The organism is Psychrobacter sp. TPE 89C (genome assembly GCF_055522395.1).
Genome location: NZ_JBVFXW010000014.1, coordinates 14,612 through 36,144 on the forward strand (window position 1 = coordinate 14,612; position 21,533 = coordinate 36,144).

Genomic DNA, 21,533 nt, shown 5'->3' on the forward strand with positions numbered 1-21,533 from the left:
CCAATCAGGGTTCAATGATACACTAACCACTCAATGATGAACCAAACGCGCGCCAATAGTTATTGATTAACTTTATACTAAGCCATCGAATAAAATAACAAACAAAATGATAAGAGCCTCCCTTATGAATACTCTCGACAATAAAATCACAGTGCCTGTACCAGTACAAGGAACACCAGAAGCCACAGGCCAGCTTGATGATCTTTTAGCATTGATGGCGCGGCTGCGAGTTGATTGTCCATGGGATAAAAAGCAAAGCAATCATAGCCTCATTCCTTATGCCATCGAAGAGGCTTATGAGCTAGGCGAAGCGGTACAAAGCGATGATGATGAAGATATCAAAGGCGAGCTAGGCGATGTGCTACTCCAAGTTGTGTTTCATTGTCAGATGTATGCTGAGCAAGGGCGTTTTGATATGAGTGACGTTATTACTACTCTACAAGAGAAGCTGATTCGTCGTCATCCGCATGTATTTGAGGCCGAAACACTAACAGACGATGCAGCGGTAAAAGTACGCTGGGATGAGATTAAAGCGGAAGAGCAGCACGCACGCGAGGCACGCGGTAAACCAAAGCGACGTTTGGATAATACCAAAGCGGGTAGTGCACTCATGCAAGCACAAGATGTGCAAAAGCAAGCCTCAAAATTGGGGTTTGATTGGGAAGGAATTGCAGGGGCAGTGGATAAGCTGGATGAAGAGATTGCCGAGCTAAAAAATGAGTTGACGGATAAGTCTAAAGAAGCTGCTAAATACGACATAAGCAAAGCCAATATCAGAGAAGTTGAAAAAGAACTGGGTGATTGTATGTTTGCCCTAGTCAATGTCGCGCGCAAGTTAAACCTTGATGCAGAAACAGCAACGCTGACGTGTGTGCATAAATTTAAGTCACGTTTTGGTTATATTGAAGCGCAATTAGATGCAGCTGGCAAGCGTTTGGAAGACAGCGATATAACAGAAATGGATGCATTGTGGGAAGCGGCGAAACAACATGAACGCTCATCCTAAAATCTCGTTTGTTAGCGTAGCCAAGACAGCGATTTTAGGTTGTGTTTTGGCTATCTTGATGCTTAATAATGCTAATGCTGCGCCCTGTTTTGATAATCCTCAGCGTGCCTATGAGTACCTGTTGTCACAAGAAAATGCCAAAACTCAAGCGCGTGAGCAATATACTGTGAATATTAATCGTGCCAGCGAAGGTGAGTTGGTTTCACTCAATGGTATCGGCAGCAGCAAGGCCCAAGCGATTATTTTATATCGTGAGATGTTTGGCAACTTTAAGACAGTTGATGAGTTAGTAAAGGTCAAAGGTATTGGTGCAAAAACCGTTGAGAAAAATCGAGGACGTTTAAGCATACAAGATTAGAGGCATTATTTTGCTTTAATTAACCCCGATATTGACAAAATAGCACGTAAGTAAATGTCATAACACACCTACTGCGTCCAAAATTTGTTAAACTAGTGGGTACATCCGCCTGATAAACGCTGTGTTCATCAGGGGTGGTCAAAGAATACCGGCGAGGAGTAGATGCATGGCCGAGCGTGCCGCCAAGCAGTTAGAACTGAATAAATCTGAATTACCCAATTCCATTACTGAAGTAATTGCCACTTTAACCCGAGCTGGGTTTGACGCATATATCGTCGGTGGCGGTGTGCGTGACACCTTATTGGGTCTGCGTCCAAAAGACTTTGATGCGGTCACTGATGCTAAACCGCATGAAATCAAAGACGTCTTTGGTAAGCGCTGCCGTATTATCGGTCGTCGCTTCCAGTTGGCGCACGTGTATTCAGGCAGAGAACTGATTGAGGTTGCTACTTTCCGTGGTCCGCCAACGAGTGATGCTAATACCAATCAAGATGGCATGATTCTGCGTGATAATGTTTGGGGTGATATCAAACAGGATTTCTCTCGTCGTGATTTTTCTATCAACGCACTCTATTATCAACCGCTTAAAGGTGTGGTTCATGATTTTTGTGGTGCGCTTGAAGATATTGATAACAAAATCATTCGACTGCTTGGCCATGCGCCCGTTCGTATAGAAGAAGATCCAGTACGGTTATTACGTGCCTTACGTTTTAAGGCTAAGCTCGGTTTTGAATTTGATGAAGCATTGTCTGATCAGTTTCATGATGGTAATTGGGCGCTACTTGAGCAAATATCACCGCATCGCCTCTATGATGAAACGCAGAAGATGTTTACGGGTGGCTATTTAGTACCACTGCTGCCGTTGTTGTTTGAATCAGGTGCGATTGACAGCTTAATTATTTATCCACCGTCTGAGCCAAGTGCGCTAGTCAAACAAGTAGCCATCAATACGGACAAACGTATTGCAGCGGGCAAAAGTATCAATCCTGCGTTCTTTTATGCCGCGCTATTGTGGGAAAACTACCTTCATCAATTGGCAAAAGCTAAAAAACGTAATATGCCATTTGCTGAAGCACAAATGCACGCTGCTGGTAAAGTGATCGATCGTCAACGTATTAAGACCGCGATTCCTAAGTTTGCAGAGCAGTTTATCCGTGATATTTGGGTATTACAGCCAAAACTTGCCGCCCCACGTAGCAAACAAATCGTCCAGCTCTCTGAGCATCCACGCTTTCGTGCGGGTTTTGACTTTTTATTATTGCGCGAGCAATGCGGTGATGCTGAGCATCCGTTGTCAGAGTCTACCAACGGTATGGGCGACTGGTGGCAGACGTATCAGACACTGTCTGAGCAAGACCAAGAGCAAGCTGTTGATGAGTTTGACGAAAATATTCGCCGTGGTGCCTATAAGCAGCAGGGACAGCGTGGTCGTGGACGCAATCGTCAAAAGCCAGAGTCAAACAGTGGTGATAACACAGTCTCTCATCAAAAAAACACCAAGCAAAGCAAAGCGAGTAACAGTGCCGAGCAGGGTAGGAATGAGCAGACAATGGTAAATGATGCGTCAAATATTCCAGCACGCCGTCGCCGCGCTGCTAGTCAATCAGCTCCTGCTAAGCAGTCTGGTAGCAACAAAAGCAATAGCCATGAGTTTCAGCAAGCAAAGCAAGACAGTAATGAGCTTGCCCAATTGCAGCAGTTGTCTCTTGCCAATACTAGCAGCCAAACGGCAAATAAACGTCATCATTCTAAGCCTGCGCCGTTATTTGTTATAGAGCATGAGAAAGTCGTGCCACCATTACAAAAGCAACTGTCAGGTAATGATAAGTCTAAACGTTCTAATGAACCTGTGCAGCAAAAAGCAGCAACTCAGAACACGTCGTCTAAGAAGGCGGAGCGAGTAGAAGGTACACGTCCGGCTCGTTCAAATAGTGTTCCATCATCTAGCGCTAAACCATCAGAGACTCAGCCTGTATCTACAACACATATTACTCGTTCGGTGGCCAGATCGCCTGCACTAGTAAGTATGAACAATGAGCCGATACCGCATAAGCGCCGTCGTCGTGAGCCTACTGTAGGCAGTGTAACGCCTCAGATAGCGGCTAATAACGAGCAAGCTACTGCTAGTGCTAAGTATACGAAAAAAGTACCTAAGTCGGCAGTTCAGTCCGCTGATACAGCAGATACTAAAGCCAAGAAGCCGTCAGAACATAAGCAAGTAGCGAAAGTTACTGCTCCTGCAACAGCTAAAAAATCAGCAAAAGCGGTAGAAAGCAAAGCTGCTAAAACCAGTCAAGCGGCTCATAGCAAGGTTACTGCTAATAACGTGAGTGACAATAAGGGCCCTGTGCCATCGAAGCGTCGCCGTCGTCAGCCAAGTATTGAAAATGCCTAATATGGATAACAATACGGATAATACTGGTTGGGTTACCTGCTATATAGGTTTGGGTAGCAATCTCGCTAATGAGCTGGGTTCACCAGCAGAGCACTTGCAGCAAGCAGTTGCAACGATGCGAGAGCATGAGCAGGTGCGTGAGATTCAAGTATCCTCATTTTATGCATCAGCACCGATGGGGCCGCAAGATCAGCCTGATTTTGTCAATGCAGTTGTTGGTTTTGAGACGACGTTACCCGCGCTTGAGCTGCTTGCATTTTGCCAGCAGTTAGAGTCGCAAGCCATGCGTGCACGCCTACGACATTGGGGAGAGCGTAGTCTCGATGTCGATATTTTATTGTATGGTGACGTGCGCATTGCAGAGCCACAATTAAGCGTACCGCATGTTGGATTGACTGAGCGTAACTTTGTACTGATACCGCTTCGGGAATTGGCGCCAAACTTGATAATCAAAGGTATGCCGATCGGTGAGTATCTACAGAGTGCAGATTGGACAGGTTTGAAGTTACTGGCAAACGACGCATGATTTTCAAATGTTAGAATAGTCGTCGTTAGCATTGTTAATGACTGATAAAAAATATTAATGAGTAGCTGCACAGCAGAATAATTGAGGGTCATATGACGACGTTATCTACTTTAAATAAATTTAAAAAAGAAGGTGCTAAGTTCACTTGCTTGACGTGCTATGACTCTATGTTTGCACGGATGATGGACAAGGCAGAGATTGATACCATCTTAATCGGTGATAGTTTGGGCATGGTCGTGCAAGGTTATGACTCAACGCTGCCCGTGACGGTCGATGATATGGCTTATCATACAGCCAATATTGCCCGTAGTAACAGCCATGCACTCATTTTATCTGATCTGCCGTTTATGAGTTATGTGACACTGCCAGAAGCGATTGCTAATAGCCGTAAGCTGATGCAAGCTGGCGCGCACGTGATCAAAATTGAAGGCGGTAGCGAGCTTTGTGAGTTGGTCACGACATTAGCACAGGCAGGCACACCCACTTGTGTGCATCTTGGTCTGACGCCGCAGTCAGTCAATGTCTTTGGCGGCTACAAAATTCAGGGTCGTGGTGATGAAGCGGCGGACAAGTTGCTTACTGATGCCAAAGCAGTTGTTGCTGCAGGTGCTGCACTACTAGTATTAGAATGTGTGCCTGCTGAGCTTGCAAAAGCAGTGACAGATGCAGTTGCTGTGCCAGTTATTGGCATTGGTGCTGGTGCAGATACTGACGGCCAAGTCTTGGTTATGCATGACATGTTAGGCATGGCTCACGGCCGTGTGCCACGCTTTGTTCATGATTTTCTGACAGATGAGCGTAATACTGCGCACAGTATTGAAGGGGCATTTGCCCTTTATCAGCAGTCAGTACGTGAAGGCAGCTTTCCTACTGAACAGCATCAATTCAATTAATAGTTAGTTTTACGATTATAGATAGAAGAATATTCAATCATGCCTATTATCCATCATCATATCTCAGGACTGCGTGCTGCTTTAAGGCCTTATCGTGGTCAAGAAAACGAGAATCAGAGCAGCCAACCGCGTATTGCCTTAGTACCCACGATGGGTAACTTGCATGATGGCCACCTTGAATTAGTGAAGATTGCTAAGCAACATGCTGATATTGTAGTGGTTAGTATTTTTGTCAATCCTACTCAGTTTGGAGAAGGAGAGGACTTTGATAGCTATCCTCGCACACTTGATGAAGATGTTGCAAAGCTAGCCACTGTTGATACAGACTATGTCTTTGCGCCTAGTATTGATGAGATGTACCCAGTATTACCGCCACCGACCTCCGTTCTTACTGGTGCTATTACGACTCAGTTATGTGGTCAGTCGCGCCCAGGACATTTTGATGGTGTTGGTATTGTCGTTTCCAAATTGTTTAATATCGTACAACCTGATGTTGCTGTTTTTGGACAAAAAGACTACCAGCAGTTAGCGATTATTCAGCAGTTGGTACGTGATTTAAGTTACCCCATTGATATTATCGGTGCACCCATTGTCCGTGCTACTGATGGCTTGGCACTATCATCGCGGAACCAATACTTAAGCGCTACTGAGCGTCACATAGCACCAGTATTACATCAAGCGTTGCAGTATTTAGCAGAACGGTTAGAGACTGGTGAGCAGAATCCGCAAGTTGTTCAATCATTGCTAGCAGAAACCCAACTGCGTATTACTGATGCTGGTTTCACGATTGATTATTTAGAAATAAAAACTGACACGCTAGACTCGGTCGTTAGTGAGACTGATAATTTTAATGTAGAAAATAAAAACTTGATTATTCTGGTTGCTGCTTGGCTAGGGCGTGCGCGTTTGTTGGACAATCAATTGGTGATAGTAGGTTAGCTACTGTTAGCTATAGTTGATTCAGTTTAAAAGAGAATCAAGGCAACCGAGTGTAGATGTATATGTAATACTTCAAGCGAGGTTAACGCTGTCACTCTTTTATAGAGGATTGACTATACATGGCGATTTGTTAGATGCAATGAACTAGGATGGGTAGAGCATGGATATAAATCAAGGCGAAAACAACGATCAGTCTGAGCCGGCAGCACGTAGAGCAACCTCTGACACACTTAGTATTCTCGTTGTATCGGGCCGTTCAGGATCAGGTAAAACCTCGGTATTGAATATCTTAGAAGATTTGGGATACTACTCTATCGATAATCTACCACTGTCCTTGTTACCCGATGCAGCGCATAAATTGGTCAACGAAAGTGGTATTCATCGTATTGCGCTTGGTGTCGATATTCGCACGCCGCGCGCTGATTTATCTAACTTTGCACAAACACATGATCTGCTCAAAAAAACGTATGGCGCAAACGCTGTTCAAGTGCTCTATGTGACTGCGCAAGAGAGTACACTAATCGCCCGTTTTAATGCAACTCGCCGGGTACATCCTTTGATGTCACAGGATACCGATAATGACAATGCGAAACATATTACTTTCAATCTACCGGCTGCGATAAAAAAAGAAGTTGAGTTATTAGAGCCAATAGCTAGTCATGCCGATATTAGAATTGATACCAGCACGCTGAATATCCATCAATTAAAAGACAGTTTGCGTGAACATATCGGTGTCGACAATCAGATAGTCATTAATTTGCTGTCTTTCGGTTTTAAATACGGCAGTCCTATTGATGCTGATTTTGTATTCGATGTGAGAATTTTGCCCAATCCACATTGGAACCCTGAACTACGTACGTCGACAGGTCTAGATACTGAAGTGGCAGCCTTCTTTGCCGATTATCCAGAAGTCACCGAGATGACCGATGATCTCGAAAAGTTCCTAACACGTTGGCTACCAGATTTTTTGCACAATAACCGCCATACGGTGACAGTGGCGATTGGCTGCACTGGTGGCAAGCACCGTTCCGTATTCATCACCGATAATTTACAGCGTCGTCTTGCTGATGTTATGCCGAAAGGCGTAAAAGTGCTGGCTAAACATCGCGAAAAAAGTCGCTGGTAATAGCAGCAGACACTATTCATTTTATTATTTACTATTTTGGAAAGCTTTTATGATCGACTGGAAAGAACAGGATATGCGCGTCTCGCGCACAGAACTCAAAAAAGCCCATGAGCGCTTGCAGCAGTTATCGATACCGCTTGCTAGTTTGTCAAAAAAACAGCTAAAAGCCTTGCCTGCCAGTGATTATTTTATGGCAGAGCTGATGGCACTTGCCGATATTACTAGCGCCAATGCACGTAATCGTCAGACCAAACGTGTTGGCAAGCTTATGATTGAAGAAAATCGTCATGAGCTGATCAAGGCATTATTTGATTCATACTTTCCTAAAGAGCAAGTTTCTAAGATAGAGAGCTGGTATGAGCGTCTCAATATCAATGATGAAGGTACGCTCAAGCAGTTTGTTAAACAATACAAAGCTTCTGAGCACCATAGTATGTATCAGCTATTGCTTTGGATTGAGTATGCTAAGCATACAAATGATGATGAGCTAATGTCAGAGTCAAAAGCAGATTTGGCCAGTTATATTCGTGAAGTGGCCATATTGTCACAGCTAAAAAAATAACGAACGTATAAACTTGATAGTCAGGCTTAGTTTATAGACACCACAGTTTATAGGTACACAGTGTTTATAGACCTACAGGCTAGCTAAAATATTTAATCAGCAATACTGAAACACAAAAAAGCCAATCATATAATGATTGGCTTTTTTGTATGGCTTAATATCTCTCTTATCTATATGTAATAGATACAAGCTATATTATTTCTTCTTTTCAGCACGAACTTTATCGACTAGAAAGTCAACGATCTTAGGTACAGTAGCGTCTTGACCACTGATGACATATTTACCTTGTACCACAACCGTTGGTACACCTGATACTTGATAGCGTTTGGCGCCAGCTTGTGAGCGACCAATTTTTGTACCAACAGCGAATGAATTATAAAGGCTGTTGAATTTTTTCTCGTCAACACCTTGCGAACCATACCATTTGCTTATTGACTGTTGGTCAAACAGTTTTTTACCATCTTTGTGGATTGCGTCAAACATGGCATCATGTGTTTTGCTTTCGAATCCTAATAACTGTGCTGCATAGAAACCACGAGCATTGGTTTCCCAAACAGGATTCATTGCTGCTGGGGTTTTGAAGAAAGCAACGTCTTTGTCTTTGTTCTTTGCCCATTTTTCCATATGTGGATTCAACACGTTACAATGCGGGCAACCGTACCAAAAAAACTCACGAACAATGATAGCATCACCGCTAATTTTTTCTGGATTGTCTAGCACGCGATAGTCTTTTCCAGCGACATAATCAGCGGCTTGTGCGCCTGTAGTGGCAAGACCAATAGCCATGGCTAGACCAGTCAGTGTGATGACACGTTTCATACTTTATCCTTGAGATGTAGAGATTTAGGGTGTGTTAGGAGGCTTCTATAGCAATAGTTTTGAGTGTATAAACGGTATAGCGTCGAGTATAATCTAACTATAATAGCGTATCGACTATGATAATGTAAAATGTGTGTACTTGTGAATCTGATTCTTAACCAATGGTTGTAAAGCTGTGAGCTATTATTTAAGGTATATTGCTTATTGTTCTATACGCTCATTATTATTGATTTTTATGGTTTTTAATCTTGTTTTTTAGAGTTTGGCCGCCTGAATGGTATGCTACTTGAGCTTATTAGCAAGGATGGCTACCTAAACGATTTAAAGTAGTGATTGGCTAGAGTTTGTGATTACACTTCACAATCGGTGACGATGTCCTCACAACAAAATTGCTGCTCGCATGCTAATATTAAACGCATAATTGCGTACTGTACATGATAATGACAATAAAGGAAAAACGCTATGAGTTCAGCTCTATCTTCCCAGCCTTCTTTGAATGAGCAAATGAATACCACTGCCGATGACATCCATGCTAATGCTATCAATGTCGATCCTAGCGAAGTTGAAAAATTTAATAAACTGGCCAGTGAATGGTGGAGCAATACGGGCGCGTTTGCAACCTTACATGAAATCAATCCATTACGCTTAAATTGGATAGAAGAAAATGTTAAGCGCAGTTATCAAAGTCATGACTCTAGCAAGTCAGCTGAGACTGGATTAGCGGGTAAAAAAGTGCTGGATGTCGGTTGTGGCGGCGGTATATTGTCAGAATCAATGGCACGTCGTGGCGCTGATGTGACGGGTGTTGATTTAGGTACTGAAAATCTAAAAGCAGCAGCGTTACATGCAGAGCAGAGCGGTTTAGAGGATACCTTGCGTTATCAACATATCCCAGTAGAGACCTTAGCACAGACGCATGCAGGTCAGTTCGATGTGGTGAGTTGTATGGAAATGCTTGAGCATGTTCCTGATCCGAGTTCAATTGTGCAGGCTTGTTTTGATCTGCTAGCACCAGGCGGGGTTTGTGTGCTTTCGACCATTAACCGTAACCCCAAGTCATACTTGTTTGCCATTGTTGGAGCAGAATACGTACTGCGCTTACTCGATCGTGGTACCCATGATTATGCCAAGTTTATTACCCCAGCCGAATTAGATAAAATGGCAGGCAATGCTGGATTTGTGCGTAAAGACATCATTGGGTTGCATTATGATCCATTGACCAAGCGTTATTGGCTGGCACAGAATGTCGATGTCAATTATATGATTGCTGTACAAAAACCAATGGCGTAAAAATCTGATACTGTGTTCGGTTGCTTTTGTGACATCATATTTTATTAATCTTGTTATTCACCTTGAGAGTATTTGCTATGGCCCAATTTGTAAAAGCAGTGTTGTTTGACCTCGATGGGACCTTAATTGATACTGCTGCTGACTTCGTCCGTATCATCGGTAAGATGAGCCTCGAAAACAATTGGCAAGCACCACCTGAGTCGGAGATACGTGAGCAGGTTTCTGCCGGTGCCTCAGCGATGGTACAGTTGATGTTACGACATAACGAGCAACTCGATGTCAGTGAAGAAACCTTGCTTGATTTTCGTCAGCAGTTTTTGGATGATTATGAGGCAGATATATGTGTCGATAGCTGTGTATTCGCTGAATTAGAGGAAGTGCTTACAGACCTCGAAGCGAAAAGAGTGCCATGGGGTATCGTGACTAACAAGCCGCGTTATTTGGCAGAGAAACTATTAAGCACAATGCAGTTGGACGAACGCTGTGCTGTGTTGGTCTGTCCTGATGACGTGTCTCGCCCAAAACCTGATCCAGAGCCTATGTATATGGCGCTCGAAAAGCTAGGTATACCTCGTGGTGCGGCTGGCTGTGTGATTTATGTTGGCGATCATATACGCGATATCGAATCTGGCAACGCAGCTGGCATGCCGACGATTTTGGCAGCATATGGTTATATCCCGCCGCAAGATCAAAAAAACCTAAAGAAGTGGGGCGCAGACTACATTACCGAGACACCTGAGCAATTGAACAAATTGCTGCTGTCATCTGGTAAATTTGATTATTTATAAATTATTGAGTAAAGGTTTGGATATAAGTGATACCCAATAGACAGTTTTGAATCAGACAATGTAAGAAAACATTCCAACCTATTAAACGATAAGCAGTGAGCAATTACATGAGCGCAAATATTGACCAATCGGCTGAGCAACAAGATATGCAAAACACCAAGAAACCTTTAACTCATGATGATATTCGTCGTTTTATGCCATCTGATAATTGTTTAGATGGTAAAACTATTTTGGTGACAGGTGCCGGTGATGGTATTGGTCGAGTCGCTGCACTAACCTACGCTCGCTATGGTGCAACGGTGCTGCTATTGGGTCGTACCAGTAGCAAGCTGGAATATGTGTATGATGAGATAGAGAGTTTTGGTGGTAAGCAACCAGCGATGCTACCGATGAATCTAGAAGGCGCAACGTATGCTGAAATGCAGCAGCTCGAAGGATTGATTGGCAAAGAAGTCGGTAAACTGGATGGTATCTTGCACAATGCAGGTCTGCTTGGACAGCTGACGCCGCTTGAGATGTATGATGTTGATACCTTTGCTCAAGTGATGAAAGTTAACTTCACCTCGACGTTTATGCTCACTCAAGCGTTGCTACCATTACTTAAAGATGCGGATAATGGCTCTATTGTCTTTACGTCTAGCACAGTTGGCACACATCCTCGTGCATTTTGGGGGGCTTATGCGCTCTCAAAGCAAGCCGTAGAGGGTATGAGTGATATCTTTACTCAGGAGACGCAGAGCACCACTAACTTGCGTTTTAACTGTGTCAATCCTGGCGGTACTCGTACCAACATGCGCGCCCATGCATACCCAGGTGAAAATCCTATGAGCCTAAAAACACCTGAAGATATCATGGCAGGCTATGTTTGTCTGATGAGTGATGACAGCATCGGTGTACGCGGGCAAGTGGTCGAGCTGCAACCAAAAGATTGATAGTGTGGTTTTCTGCTAGGGAATATCGTTATTTAGCACTTTCATACATAGCTTTTGCACCTAGCAGTAGGTTGTAATCAGTTATAAACAACCCCATCTATCTGTTATTAAAGTGATTTGTAATATCTAATGATAATAAATAGGATGGAATTATGGCAGGTGGCTGGTCAAGAGATGGTGCTGAGCACGAGCAGATGGATGCGACCGTTAATGATGCGTTAGAACGGGCACGACGTTCACTGCCAACGGGTGATAGTGCTGAGCTGTGTGATGAATGTGGCAATCCTATTCCAGAGGCAAGGCGTTTAGCCGTACCAGGTATTCAACACTGCGTAGGTTGTCAGACAGAACTTGAACAAGAGGCACGCGCTGCCGAATTGTTCAATCGTCGGGGCAGTAAAGACAGTCAACTACGCTAAAAAGTAAAAGGGCGGACATTGCTATTTTATATCGCAATGTTCGCCCTTTTTTTATCTATTACTATATAACCAATGCCATTAGCTCAGTATCGTATGATTCCCAGTCTATAGAAGAAAGCGCTGTCTTATCTCTTTCTTCTGAACCGTCGCTTTCTACCGCTGAATCGTTGTCATCATCACTAACTTCATCCAACTGCAAGATGATTTCCAATCGACTATCTACCTGAGGGCTGACCGTGCTCGTGGTCAAGCTGTCAGGAGTAAAGTTAATCTGTAGCCAGCCATCAGACGTACGTACCACGCCTTTGATGCGTTGCCAGCTTGGTAGCCTTAATAGCCAACTCTGTAATTCATCAGCTTTCAATACATAGTGTGCTGGCAGTCGCCATCCTGCCAATAATATGTCTTGCTGCGTTTCATGATAGCGGTAAGGCTGCTCTGTATCGGTAATGGTCTCATCGTCATTGTCTACTAGGGCGTTGGACGATGGGGAAGATAACGAAGCAGCTGATATAGCGCCAACCCGAGGTTGTAAGCCAATCACTGACTTGTTAGGGCGAGCGATATTTATCGTGCGTTGTTTTGATATAGTCTGACTAGGCTTGGTCAGTTGAATGCCTAACTCTGATAGGCTTGATTTTGATAGATGGATATTGGATGAGTCACTCGTATCATGAGATACCTGCTCAGATACTGTCCAAATGATATTTACCTGCGGATTTAAAGTGATTACCCACGCTTGTAATGCCTGTTTTTCGCTACCGCTTAGTTGGATATAGCGGTTAATCACTAACACATCAGCATCGCGGACATGCGCTTGAAACCCATCATGATTGCGATATTTATCTTGTTGCCATTGCGCACCACTAAGTACGGTTATCACCGCTTGCATTTTCAGCGCTGTCTGCCAATGCGGAGCACTGAGTTGCATGATAAGCTCACGTGGATGGGCAAGTCCTGTCGGCTCAATGAGCAGGCGCTGTGGATGGTGCTCACTAAGTAGGCGGCTGATAGCTATTTGTAAAGGCAGTTGACTGGTACAGCAAATACAGCCACCGCTGACCTCACGAATCGCAATGTTCTTTTGCTCATTCAAGTTGTCTTGTGAGCTGGCTAGTAATGCACCATCAATACCAATACGACCAAATTCATTAATCAGTAATGCCCAGCGTTCATCAGTTGGTTTTGTTGCAAGCAGCTGATTAATGACAGTGGTTTTGCCAGCACCCAAAAACCCCGTCACCAAGGTGCAGGGTATGTTTTGAAAGATAATAGGGTTTTTCACAGATATGCTCATCATATTGGCACGTGTTTGCTTGTTTACAAACACGGCCTATATTAAAAGGAATGACATCAGCCAAAGGTTATTCACCCTTAATGGCTTCTACTTCAGCTTCATCAGGGACGAATACATAGCCCACGCCCCAAACAGTCTGGATGTAGCGTGCTTGAGATGGGTTATCTTCGATCAGGCGACGTAAACGTGATACCTGTACATCGATAGAGCGCTCCATCGCACCCCATTCACGACCACGTGCAAGGTTCATCAGTTTGTCACGGGTCAATGGCTCACGTGGATGCTGTACTAAAGCTTTTAGTACCGAAAACTCACCTGTTGTTAAGGTAACAACGTTGCCGTCACGTTTGAGCGTACGAGTCGATAAGTCTAATGTCCACGGCCCAAATTCAACCACTTCAAGCTGATGGCTTGGTGCACCAGGTAGCTCGCGGTTTTGGCGACGCAGTACGGCTTTGATACGGGCCAATAGCTCTTTTGGATTAAATGGCTTAGGCAGATAATCATCAGCACCCGCTTCGAGTCCTGCAATGCGATCTGCATCGCCACCTTTAGCGGTCAGCATAATGATAGGGATGTCACCATTGTCTTCGCGCAGACGTTGGCAAATACTAATACCGTCTTCGCCTGGTAACATCAAATCTAGTACGACTAAAGAAAACAGTTCGCGCTGCATTAACTTGTCCATCTGACTGCCATCATGAGCAGTACGAACGACAAAACCGTCGTCTTCCAGAAAGCGTTGTAACAACGAGCGCAGACGTGCATCGTCATCGACGACTAAAATACGCTGAGTCAAAGTATCGGGGCTGGTATTATCAGGCATACAGGCATCCTCTTATAAAAATTATTATTAGCAGAAAATATACATAACAACATGTGTAAAACATGTGTGAAAAATTATGAATAAAAATAGTATCATTATCTAATTACTGGTCAGAAGCAATATCTTCACATAATTGAAAACTATTGTTCAATGTATCAGAACATACCGATATTTTAGTTATTGATACTTTAGTGTATAAGATTGCACAACTAATTGCATCACTCATAAGGACAAATGCTGTATGCGTTTGTTTAACAAGGCGACAGAACCTATGATATTCGGCGATTTTTGATATAAAACACGCGATAAATAACGAAAAGATAAAAAGGATTTTTATTCATGCAGCTTTTGCTATAATGCAAAACTACATTTCTCAACGATTGATACGTATATGAGTAGCACTGATACCTTAACGCCATCTCAAACCTCGACAAATGCAAAGGTTTTGGATGCAACCACACACGCGAATATTCACGACAAGCTTGCTCGCGCGCTTGGCATTAAGACTGCTCAAGTCAATGCGTTTGTCAAACTTTACGATGAAGGCGCGACTGTTCCGTTTATTGCCCGTTACCGCAAAGAGAAGACTCAGGATCTTGATGATGCGCAATTACGAGCGTTAGAGAAGTCTCTCAATTATGAGCGTGACATGGCCACCCGTCGCCTAAAAATTACTGAGCTGCTCAGCACGCAAGGTAATTTGACCGATGAGCTACAGTCGCGTATCGATAATGCGACGTCTAAGCTTGAGTTAGAAGACATCTACCTACCGTATCGTCCACGTCGCCGTTCACCTGCTGCTAAAGCACGTGCTGCTGGTCTCGATGTTGCTGCCCAAGCGGTGCTAACACAAGAGATTACCCCAACAGACGCACTAGCAGACTATCAAGTACAATCTAGCATTACCGATGATAGTGGTAATGAGATTGACGTTGATTTCAGCGATATCGAAAAGCAATTGGCTGGTGTACAAGCCATCATCGTTGATGAATGGACGCAAGCACTAGATTTGCTAGACAACTTGCGCAGTGGTTTCGCCAAGACGGCCAGTATCGTATCGAGCGTTGCTAGTGATGAAAAACGTGAAGTCGGTGAAAAATTCAAAGATTACTTTGAGCACAGCGAAAGCCTAGCTCGTCTGCCTAATCATCGCCTATTAGCGATGCTACGTGGTCGCCAAGAAAACGTTTTGGGTCTGAAAATTGAAGGCGAAGACGCACCGTTTATCGAAAAAGCTATTAGCCATTTCAGTGTTGATGCTACTGTACCAGCAGCTCGCCGTGAGTTTTTAACAGAAGCGGCTAGCAGCCTATGGAAAGACAAATGGCGTCCGCATATTGAACATCGCTTATTGACTGAAAAACGTCTGACCGCTGAAGCAGATGCTATTGATGTATTTGCAAATAACCTGCAGCACTTGTTAATGTCAGCACCTGCCGGCCGTAAAGTTATTTTAGGTGTCGATCCTGGTATTCGCCACGGTGTCAAAATGTCGATTGTCGATGCTCAAGGCCATGTTATGCTAGACAGCGAAGACAAGCCTGTTGTTTCAACCGTCTATCCGTTTGCCCCTGATAATAAAATGGGTGAAGCCAAAAAAGTCATTGATGAATTGTTAAGCACTTATAACGTCGATCTAGTGGCTATCGGGAATGGTACGGCAAGTCGCGAAACAGATGCGATGATTAAAGAGATTTTGGCAGCCAATTCTGAGTTAAAGGCCAAAGCGGTTATCGTTAATGAGTCGGGTGCATCTGTCTATTCAGCCAGTGAGCTTGCGAGTGATGAGCTTGGCAATATGGACGTCTCTGTACGTGGCGCAGTATCTATCGCTCGTCGTCTGCAAGATCCATTGTCAGAGCTCGTTAAGGTTGATCCAAAAGCCATTGGTGTGGGTCAATATCAGCATGACGTGAATCAGACTCAGCTAGCAGATAGTCTAGACAAAGTGACTCAAGATAGCGTAAACGCGGTTGGTGTCGATGTGAACACTGCTAGCCCTGCTATTTTGGCACACATCGCTGGTCTGAATCGCAATGTCGCTCAACAAATCGTGACCTATCGTAAAGAACATGGTGCGTTTGACAGTCGTGAGTCATTGAAAAATGTCCCACGCTTGGGTGCTAAGACGTTTGAACAAGCAGCAGGCTTCTTGCGTATCCATGATGGTAGTAATCCACTTGACGCCACCGGTGTGCATCCAGAAAGCTATGCGCTGGTCGATAGCTTACTTGCGCAAACCGGCAAAGCGTTGCCAGAAATTATCGGTAATGATGGCATATTAAATACTATCGATGCCACTTCGATTGCTGCTAATGATGACAATATCAGCATAAAAGCAATCTTAGACGAACTGGCTAAACCAGCACGTGATCCACGTCCTGAGTTTAAGACGGCCAACTTCCGTGATGACGTAAATAGCATCAAAGATTTAGAAGAAGGCATGCAGCTTGAAGGTGTCGTGACCAACGTGACCGCTTTCGGTTGTTTCGTCGATGTCGGTGTTCATCAGGATGGTTTGGTTCATATTTCACAGATGGCCAACGATTTCGTCGCTGATCCTATGAACCGTGTCAAGCCGGGTGATATCGTGTCAGTACGTGTCATCTCTATTGATGAAAAGCGTGGTCGTATTGGTTTCAGCATGAAGCCTGAGTCTGAAAAACCAGCACGTCCAGCAGCAAAACCTACTGTGAAAGAAACTGGCTCTGATGAGAAAGTTAGTCGTCCACGTAGCAATCGCCCAAATAGCAGCCGTCCAGCTGTTGACAAGCGACCAAGTAAGCCACGTGGTGATCGTCAGGACAAAGGCAATGCTAGCAATAATCGTAGCAAAGCGCCAAGAGCTGAGAAAACTGAAGCGCCTAGCAAGATGGGTACCCTCGGTGCACTGTTGCAAGAAGCTGGTGTAACCAAAACCAAGAAGTAGCCTAATGGGCAACTAAGTTTTATAAGACAAAAAAAGGCAGCCATCAGGCTGCCTTTTTTTGTCTATCATTTATGTCATTCGCAAAAAATAAAGTATCTTAAGATTGGTTAGGTGCGTGGTCATTAATACACCACCGCTGCCTTTTATTTTTGGAAGCACAACATGAAATTACGGCTTTACGTAATTCGTTAGCTGATATTGCTTAACTATCTGATGATAGGTTGTTGCATATTTGGCTGTTGCATATTTGGCTGTTGCATATTTGGCTGTTGCATGTTTGGTTGCTGCATGTCTGGTTGTTGCATGTCGTCTGGCTGTTGCATGTCGTCTGGCTGTTGCATGTCGTCTGGCTGTTGCATGTCGTGCGGTTGTTGCATATCTGGCTGCTGCATGCCTTCTACTTGAGTAGCCATGCCTGCATTGCTATTGGTTCGCGCAATAGAAATAGTTTGAGTTTCACTGATTTGAAATGGGCTAGATTCAGCAGAAGCGATCTCACCCTCTGCACTTTCAACGTTAGCTTGCATCGCGCTATCAGCAGCTGCTTTTTGCATATCTACTGGTTTCATATTTGCAGGTGCTGCCATTGCCAAACTTGGAAGAGTCAGCGCTGCGCTGATAAGGATAGATAAAATACGTTTTTGCATGGATTAATTCCTTGAGTTACAAATTTAATGTGCCAGTTCAAAATAGTCTTATTAAAAACTCTTAAACTAACCAGTGTTCAATATTATTTCGTATAACTTGTTTTGTATAACATAGAGCTGTTTATAATTTTAAATATATATATTTAGTATATTTAACAAATAATATATAGGTAAAATAAAATCATGATAACCGCTATGTTGGCTATCATGATTGAGTAAGATGATATTATTAACTGACTATTGACCAGTCATAAACTCTGTAGAGGAGAATACCAATTAAGCTCACATTAATTCAGTAGTACATAAATTAATAGTCTCACAGCTTGATGTTTTCATGTGACATCGTGCAATGACTGTATTTTTGTTGTTGTAATGGAGCATGTATTGGTAGTTGCGATGTATTTTTCTCTTCCTTAAAATCGTTATGAAATCTCAATACTAAGAAACCGTACCTCGATATCAAGATACGGTTAGAAGAGTACTAAAAATTAAATTTCTTACTAGCTATCGTCGTTCAAAGAGAATTGGAAAGTAAGAAGGCTAAGTAAAATTGCTACAGCTGCTAATTTGAGCAAACTTCATGCTATATCTCTTCTATATAGGGTTAACGACATTAATGGTCGATGACTTCGAAACTCAATCCTGCATGCTCTTCTAAGCGTGTAAGTAACTGATCACCCATCGCAGATGCTGGTGTCCAAAAACCACCGCCAACAGTCTCTTTACTGACATCTTGTGCCAAACACAGTGCTGCTTGAGCCAGCATGCGCGAGGTGCTTCCGTAGCCAGGATCTTTATCACCCGTGACTTTGGTATTAATCGTGTCTTTCTTGGTGGTTTGTCCAAAGAGACGAATATCAAAATAGCCGTTTTTCTGCTCTTCTTTAGACGGGCCAGAACCTGATTTGGGCAATACGTGTTTGGATAATAACTCACGGCTCGGTGTAATCATCATGGCTGTGGCAAATCCAAACAAACCTGCGCTCAAGGCATAGCTTGATAGCTTACCCTGCACCCCATCTTTCATCCACATTGCTTCGTCATATTTAAAGCCACGACCATATTCATAGCCGAGTAGCTGATTGCTACGATGTACGATACGAGTATTGATACTTGCCATCACAAAAGGTGCAAGCCAACGCTTATGCTCACTGTCGTATTCTGGCTTGCTGACATTGTCTTGGCGCACGTTTGGTGCATCTGTATCATCATTGAGTAAATAAGGGTTTGCTACCTGCTTACGACGTGATTTATCTTTCCCGACTTCTTCAAAAATAGTCGCCATTGAGGCAATGGTACCGCCCGACAGACCACCTTTTGCTGCTTTTACACGCATATGAATCACATCACATGCTTCACCAAACTTTTCTTCTGCTTTTATTTGCGTAAAGTAGACACCCAAGTCTGATGGAATAGAGTCAAAGCCGCATGAGTTGACGATGCGAGCACCGCTTTGTTTTGCTGCATCTTGATATTTATCCATCATGTCTTTGATAAAGATGGCTTCACCCGTGAGGTCGACATAATCTGTACCATTAGTACTGCAAGATTTAATCAGAGGTTCACCATACTTGAGGTAGGGGCCGACGGTAGAAATGATGACTTGGGTCTGTTTGGTCATCTCATCGAGGCTCGCCGAATCATTACTGTTAGCAATAATGATATCTACTTTGCTAGCTAGCTCTGACTGTAGCTCATTCAGTTTTGCTTCGTCACGACCTGCTATGGCCCACGTGACATTAGCACCATTTGCGTCTTTGGCATTGGACAAAAACTCTGTTAGATAATGTGCCGTAATTTTTCCAACGAAGCTGGTTGCACCGTATAGAACAACCGCGTAAGGACGGTTTTTACTACTGCTTTGTAGTGTGTTGTTGGAGGTTTCCGTATTGGTATCCATATTTATTATCCTTAATAGGTTATTGAATGAGTCACTTTAAAATGAATGGTTTCTTGATGAATGACTTAGCACAACTAAGACTAAGCCAAATTATCTATACGAATGAAATATTTATCTGACTACGGCTATCATAATTGGCATTTGTTTTTTACAAAAAACTGTCTTGGAAGGTAATAATGATAAATAAAAGGTATTTGCTACTTACTGTTTATATCAGATTATATGGTGAAAATGATAGCCAATAAAAACCAACTCACTCTCTCTATACACAAGTCCTATAAAACTAGAGAAAAATGCTAGAAAGCTAAGATTTGCTACAAAGATTACATAACTTACCGATTTTATTACCAAAGTGAACGTTTTTTGAAGATGAATATTGCTAATCTAAGGTCGTAAGCAGTTATTACTAATACTAAAAATATCACTAATACTAAAAACAAAAAAGGAGAGGTCAGATACAACAGGATGAATATGGATAATAGCTATTGATTGTACTGGTCAGCATTTTCCAGTTTTAATTGGTACTTATCTTATGAGTCTTATGTCTGATTTTTCAATAACTATTTAAGGAGAAGATTATGTTTCGTTGGGCTATTATTTTTGCTGTAATCGCATTGTTGGCAAGTTTTTTAGGTTTTGGCGGTGTCGCTGGACTGTCTGCTAATTTGGCATACATTTTCTTAGCTGTAGCTGTCATTTTATTCATCGTCGCGTTCGTAAGCCGCAAGATGTAATAATTAGCCATGGAATACTAAATAAAAATAAATCGTTAAAAAAAAGTCCTCATATATCATGAGGACTTTTTTATGGCTAATTTTCTTTGAACTGTTTATTCAAATATCAAAAGTTATTCACACATTACTATAAGCGTTTAGGTTGGATAATATATTCCATACGTTTGGCCAGACGAATATCATGACTGGTAATGCCGCCCGTATCATCAGTGGTGAGTCGCACTTCTACCACGTTATAGGTATTACGCCACTCAGGGTGATGCTCAAGTGCTTCAGCATAAAATGCCGCTTGATTCATAAAGCTCATGGCTTCAATAAAATCGCTAAAGTGATATGTTTTCACGATAGCATTGCCATCACGCTGCCAGCCTGGCAAATCTTCTAGCTGCAAATCCACTTGTTTATCAGATAGACTACTCATATTAATAACCTTTATTGTTATGCTGACTTGGTTTATTAAAACTTATATTAGGGCGTGTCCTCATTTTAAAAATGGTGATAAAAATGAGATAAATTGCCGTCAAACGAGGAAAATAGTGCAGATAATATCGAGATATTGACCAACTATTTGACGATGTTTGGCAAGATTTAGCTGTTTTTAGCCCATTTAGAGGACACTCGTTTGAATTGAGGACACGCCCTAGATAACATCTAATACGGTGCGACTAACGATACAGAATAAATGTAAAAGTGCCTTATTCTATAAATTATTATAAGAAATAAACCGCTCCTGTATTTGTCATCTTGCCATATATTTAAAGATAAATATACGAGTGCAGACAACAAATAAAAAAGAAGGTAAGGCTGAATTTTTGCTTAGAATATATTTGCTAGTATTGGATTACAGCAAGTCTTTATATTCTGGATGTTTATTGATGTATGACGATACAAATGAACATTGTGGCACCACTTTCTTATCATTCTCACGTGCATAATTGAGTGCGTGTTTGACCAATGTTGACCCGACACCGCGTCCGCCTAAAGCTTGCGGTACGATAGTGTGGTCGTAGATCAGTTTGCCATCACGCTCTTGATAGCTGATATAGCCAATGTGACCGTCGATAGCAGTCTCAAATCGTTTGGCTTCTATGTCGTGGCTAATTTTTATAGGTTGTTCAGCAGTTTGATTACTCATAGCTACTCTCCA

Annotated in this window: 21 protein-coding genes; 14 read left to right on the forward strand and 7 right to left on the reverse strand. The window is 42.9% G+C overall.

Annotated features, from left to right (window positions below):
* Positions 1–124 precede the first annotated feature (124 nt).
* From mazG to yjgA, 8 genes are all read left to right on the forward strand, one after another.
* Positions 125–1,006: a nucleoside triphosphate pyrophosphohydrolase gene (gene mazG / locus ACZW67_RS06255; protein ID WP_201588896.1), complete on the forward strand. Its 882-nt coding sequence runs from the start codon at positions 125–127 to the stop codon at positions 1,004–1,006.
* A complete protein-coding gene (locus tag ACZW67_RS06260) occupies positions 990–1,364 on the forward strand; it encodes a ComEA family DNA-binding protein (RefSeq protein WP_465182568.1) in 375 nt (124 codons plus the stop codon). Before mazG ends, ACZW67_RS06260 begins: the two co-directional genes overlap by 17 nt.
* Positions 1,365–1,530: 166 nt before the next feature.
* Positions 1,531–3,759, forward strand: a complete 2,229-nt coding sequence (pcnB, locus tag ACZW67_RS06265) for a polynucleotide adenylyltransferase PcnB (protein WP_465182569.1) — start codon at positions 1,531–1,533, stop codon at positions 3,757–3,759.
* Positions 3,752–4,285, forward strand: a complete 534-nt coding sequence (gene folK / locus ACZW67_RS06270) for a 2-amino-4-hydroxy-6-hydroxymethyldihydropteridine diphosphokinase (RefSeq protein WP_465182570.1) — start codon at positions 3,752–3,754, stop codon at positions 4,283–4,285. Before pcnB ends, folK begins: the two co-directional genes overlap by 8 nt.
* A 92-nt stretch (positions 4,286–4,377) precedes the next feature.
* Complete coding sequence (panB, locus tag ACZW67_RS06275; protein ID WP_465182571.1) at positions 4,378–5,178, forward strand: 3-methyl-2-oxobutanoate hydroxymethyltransferase; 801 nt, start codon at positions 4,378–4,380, stop codon at positions 5,176–5,178.
* 39 nt (positions 5,179–5,217) lie between these two features.
* A complete protein-coding gene (gene panC, locus ACZW67_RS06280) occupies positions 5,218–6,117 on the forward strand; it encodes a pantoate--beta-alanine ligase (RefSeq protein ID WP_465182572.1) in 900 nt (299 codons plus the stop codon).
* A gap of 160 nt (positions 6,118–6,277) precedes the next feature.
* Positions 6,278–7,243 (forward strand): RNase adapter RapZ, encoded by a 966-nt coding sequence (gene rapZ, locus ACZW67_RS06285; RefSeq protein ID WP_465182573.1) that lies wholly within the window; start codon positions 6,278–6,280, stop codon positions 7,241–7,243.
* 49 nt (positions 7,244–7,292) lie between these two features.
* Positions 7,293–7,805 (forward strand): ribosome biogenesis factor YjgA, encoded by a 513-nt coding sequence (gene yjgA / locus ACZW67_RS06290; RefSeq protein ID WP_110922009.1) that lies wholly within the window; start codon positions 7,293–7,295, stop codon positions 7,803–7,805.
* A gap of 195 nt (positions 7,806–8,000) precedes the next feature.
* On the opposite strand, the gene ACZW67_RS06295 is transcribed toward yjgA, so the two are convergent.
* Complete coding sequence (locus ACZW67_RS06295; protein ID WP_197099643.1) at positions 8,001–8,624, reverse strand: thiol:disulfide interchange protein DsbA/DsbL; 624 nt, start codon at positions 8,622–8,624, stop codon at positions 8,001–8,003.
* 462 nt (positions 8,625–9,086) lie between these two features.
* Here ACZW67_RS06295 and ubiG point away from each other — a divergent pair, with 462 nt between their 5' ends.
* The 4 genes from ubiG (at position 9,087) to ACZW67_RS06315 (ending at position 12,053) form a co-directional block, all read left to right on the forward strand.
* Entirely contained in the window at positions 9,087–9,914 is an 828-nt protein-coding gene (gene ubiG, locus ACZW67_RS06300; protein WP_465182574.1) for a bifunctional 2-polyprenyl-6-hydroxyphenol methylase/3-demethylubiquinol 3-O-methyltransferase UbiG, read from the forward strand.
* Between the two features lie 77 nt (positions 9,915–9,991).
* Positions 9,992–10,702, forward strand: coding sequence for an HAD family hydrolase (locus ACZW67_RS06305; protein ID WP_197099645.1), 711 nt, complete (start codon positions 9,992–9,994; stop codon positions 10,700–10,702).
* A gap of 146 nt (positions 10,703–10,848) precedes the next feature.
* Complete coding sequence (locus tag ACZW67_RS06310) at positions 10,849–11,634, forward strand: YciK family oxidoreductase (RefSeq protein ID WP_465182595.1); 786 nt, start codon at positions 10,849–10,851, stop codon at positions 11,632–11,634.
* Positions 11,635–11,786: 152 nt separating this feature from the next.
* Positions 11,787–12,053: a DksA/TraR family C4-type zinc finger protein gene (locus tag ACZW67_RS06315; protein WP_110922005.1), complete on the forward strand. Its 267-nt coding sequence runs from the start codon at positions 11,787–11,789 to the stop codon at positions 12,051–12,053.
* A gap of 61 nt (positions 12,054–12,114) precedes the next feature.
* Here ACZW67_RS06315 and ACZW67_RS06320 read toward each other — a convergent pair whose 3' ends face one another.
* Positions 12,115–13,338 (reverse strand): CobW family GTP-binding protein, encoded by a 1,224-nt coding sequence (locus ACZW67_RS06320; RefSeq protein ID WP_465182575.1) that lies wholly within the window; start codon positions 13,336–13,338, stop codon positions 12,115–12,117.
* Between the two features lie 79 nt (positions 13,339–13,417).
* The gene (gene ompR / locus ACZW67_RS06325; RefSeq protein WP_197099647.1) at positions 13,418–14,176 is read right to left on the reverse strand and encodes an osmolarity response regulator transcription factor OmpR; all 759 of its coding nucleotides are present in this window, start codon (positions 14,174–14,176) and stop codon (positions 13,418–13,420) included.
* Between the two features lie 391 nt (positions 14,177–14,567).
* Between ompR and ACZW67_RS06330 the strand changes: the two genes are divergently transcribed.
* A complete protein-coding gene (locus tag ACZW67_RS06330) occupies positions 14,568–17,105 on the forward strand; it encodes a Tex family protein (RefSeq protein WP_465182576.1) in 2,538 nt (845 codons plus the stop codon).
* Positions 17,106–17,311: 206 nt separating this feature from the next.
* Here the strand turns inward: ACZW67_RS06330 and ACZW67_RS06335 are convergent, their stop codons facing one another.
* Positions 17,312–17,752 (reverse strand): hypothetical protein, encoded by a 441-nt coding sequence (locus tag ACZW67_RS06335; RefSeq protein ID WP_465182577.1) that lies wholly within the window; start codon positions 17,750–17,752, stop codon positions 17,312–17,314.
* Between the two features lie 613 nt (positions 17,753–18,365).
* Positions 18,366–19,652 (reverse strand): saccharopine dehydrogenase family protein, encoded by a 1,287-nt coding sequence (locus tag ACZW67_RS06340; RefSeq protein WP_465182578.1) that lies wholly within the window; start codon positions 19,650–19,652, stop codon positions 18,366–18,368.
* Positions 19,653–20,230: 578 nt separating this feature from the next.
* Between ACZW67_RS06340 and ACZW67_RS06345 the strand changes: the two genes are divergently transcribed.
* Positions 20,231–20,386 (forward strand): DUF1328 domain-containing protein, encoded by a 156-nt coding sequence (locus ACZW67_RS06345; RefSeq protein WP_082624527.1) that lies wholly within the window; start codon positions 20,231–20,233, stop codon positions 20,384–20,386.
* A gap of 127 nt (positions 20,387–20,513) precedes the next feature.
* Here ACZW67_RS06345 and ACZW67_RS06350 read toward each other — a convergent pair whose 3' ends face one another.
* Together ACZW67_RS06350 and ACZW67_RS06355 are read right to left on the reverse strand one after the other, a co-directional pair.
* Positions 20,514–20,807 (reverse strand): 4a-hydroxytetrahydrobiopterin dehydratase, encoded by a 294-nt coding sequence (locus ACZW67_RS06350; RefSeq protein WP_110921998.1) that lies wholly within the window; start codon positions 20,805–20,807, stop codon positions 20,514–20,516.
* Between the two features lie 420 nt (positions 20,808–21,227).
* Complete coding sequence (locus tag ACZW67_RS06355) at positions 21,228–21,521, reverse strand: GNAT family N-acetyltransferase (protein WP_110921997.1); 294 nt, start codon at positions 21,519–21,521, stop codon at positions 21,228–21,230.
* Positions 21,522–21,533: the final 12 nt, after the last annotated feature.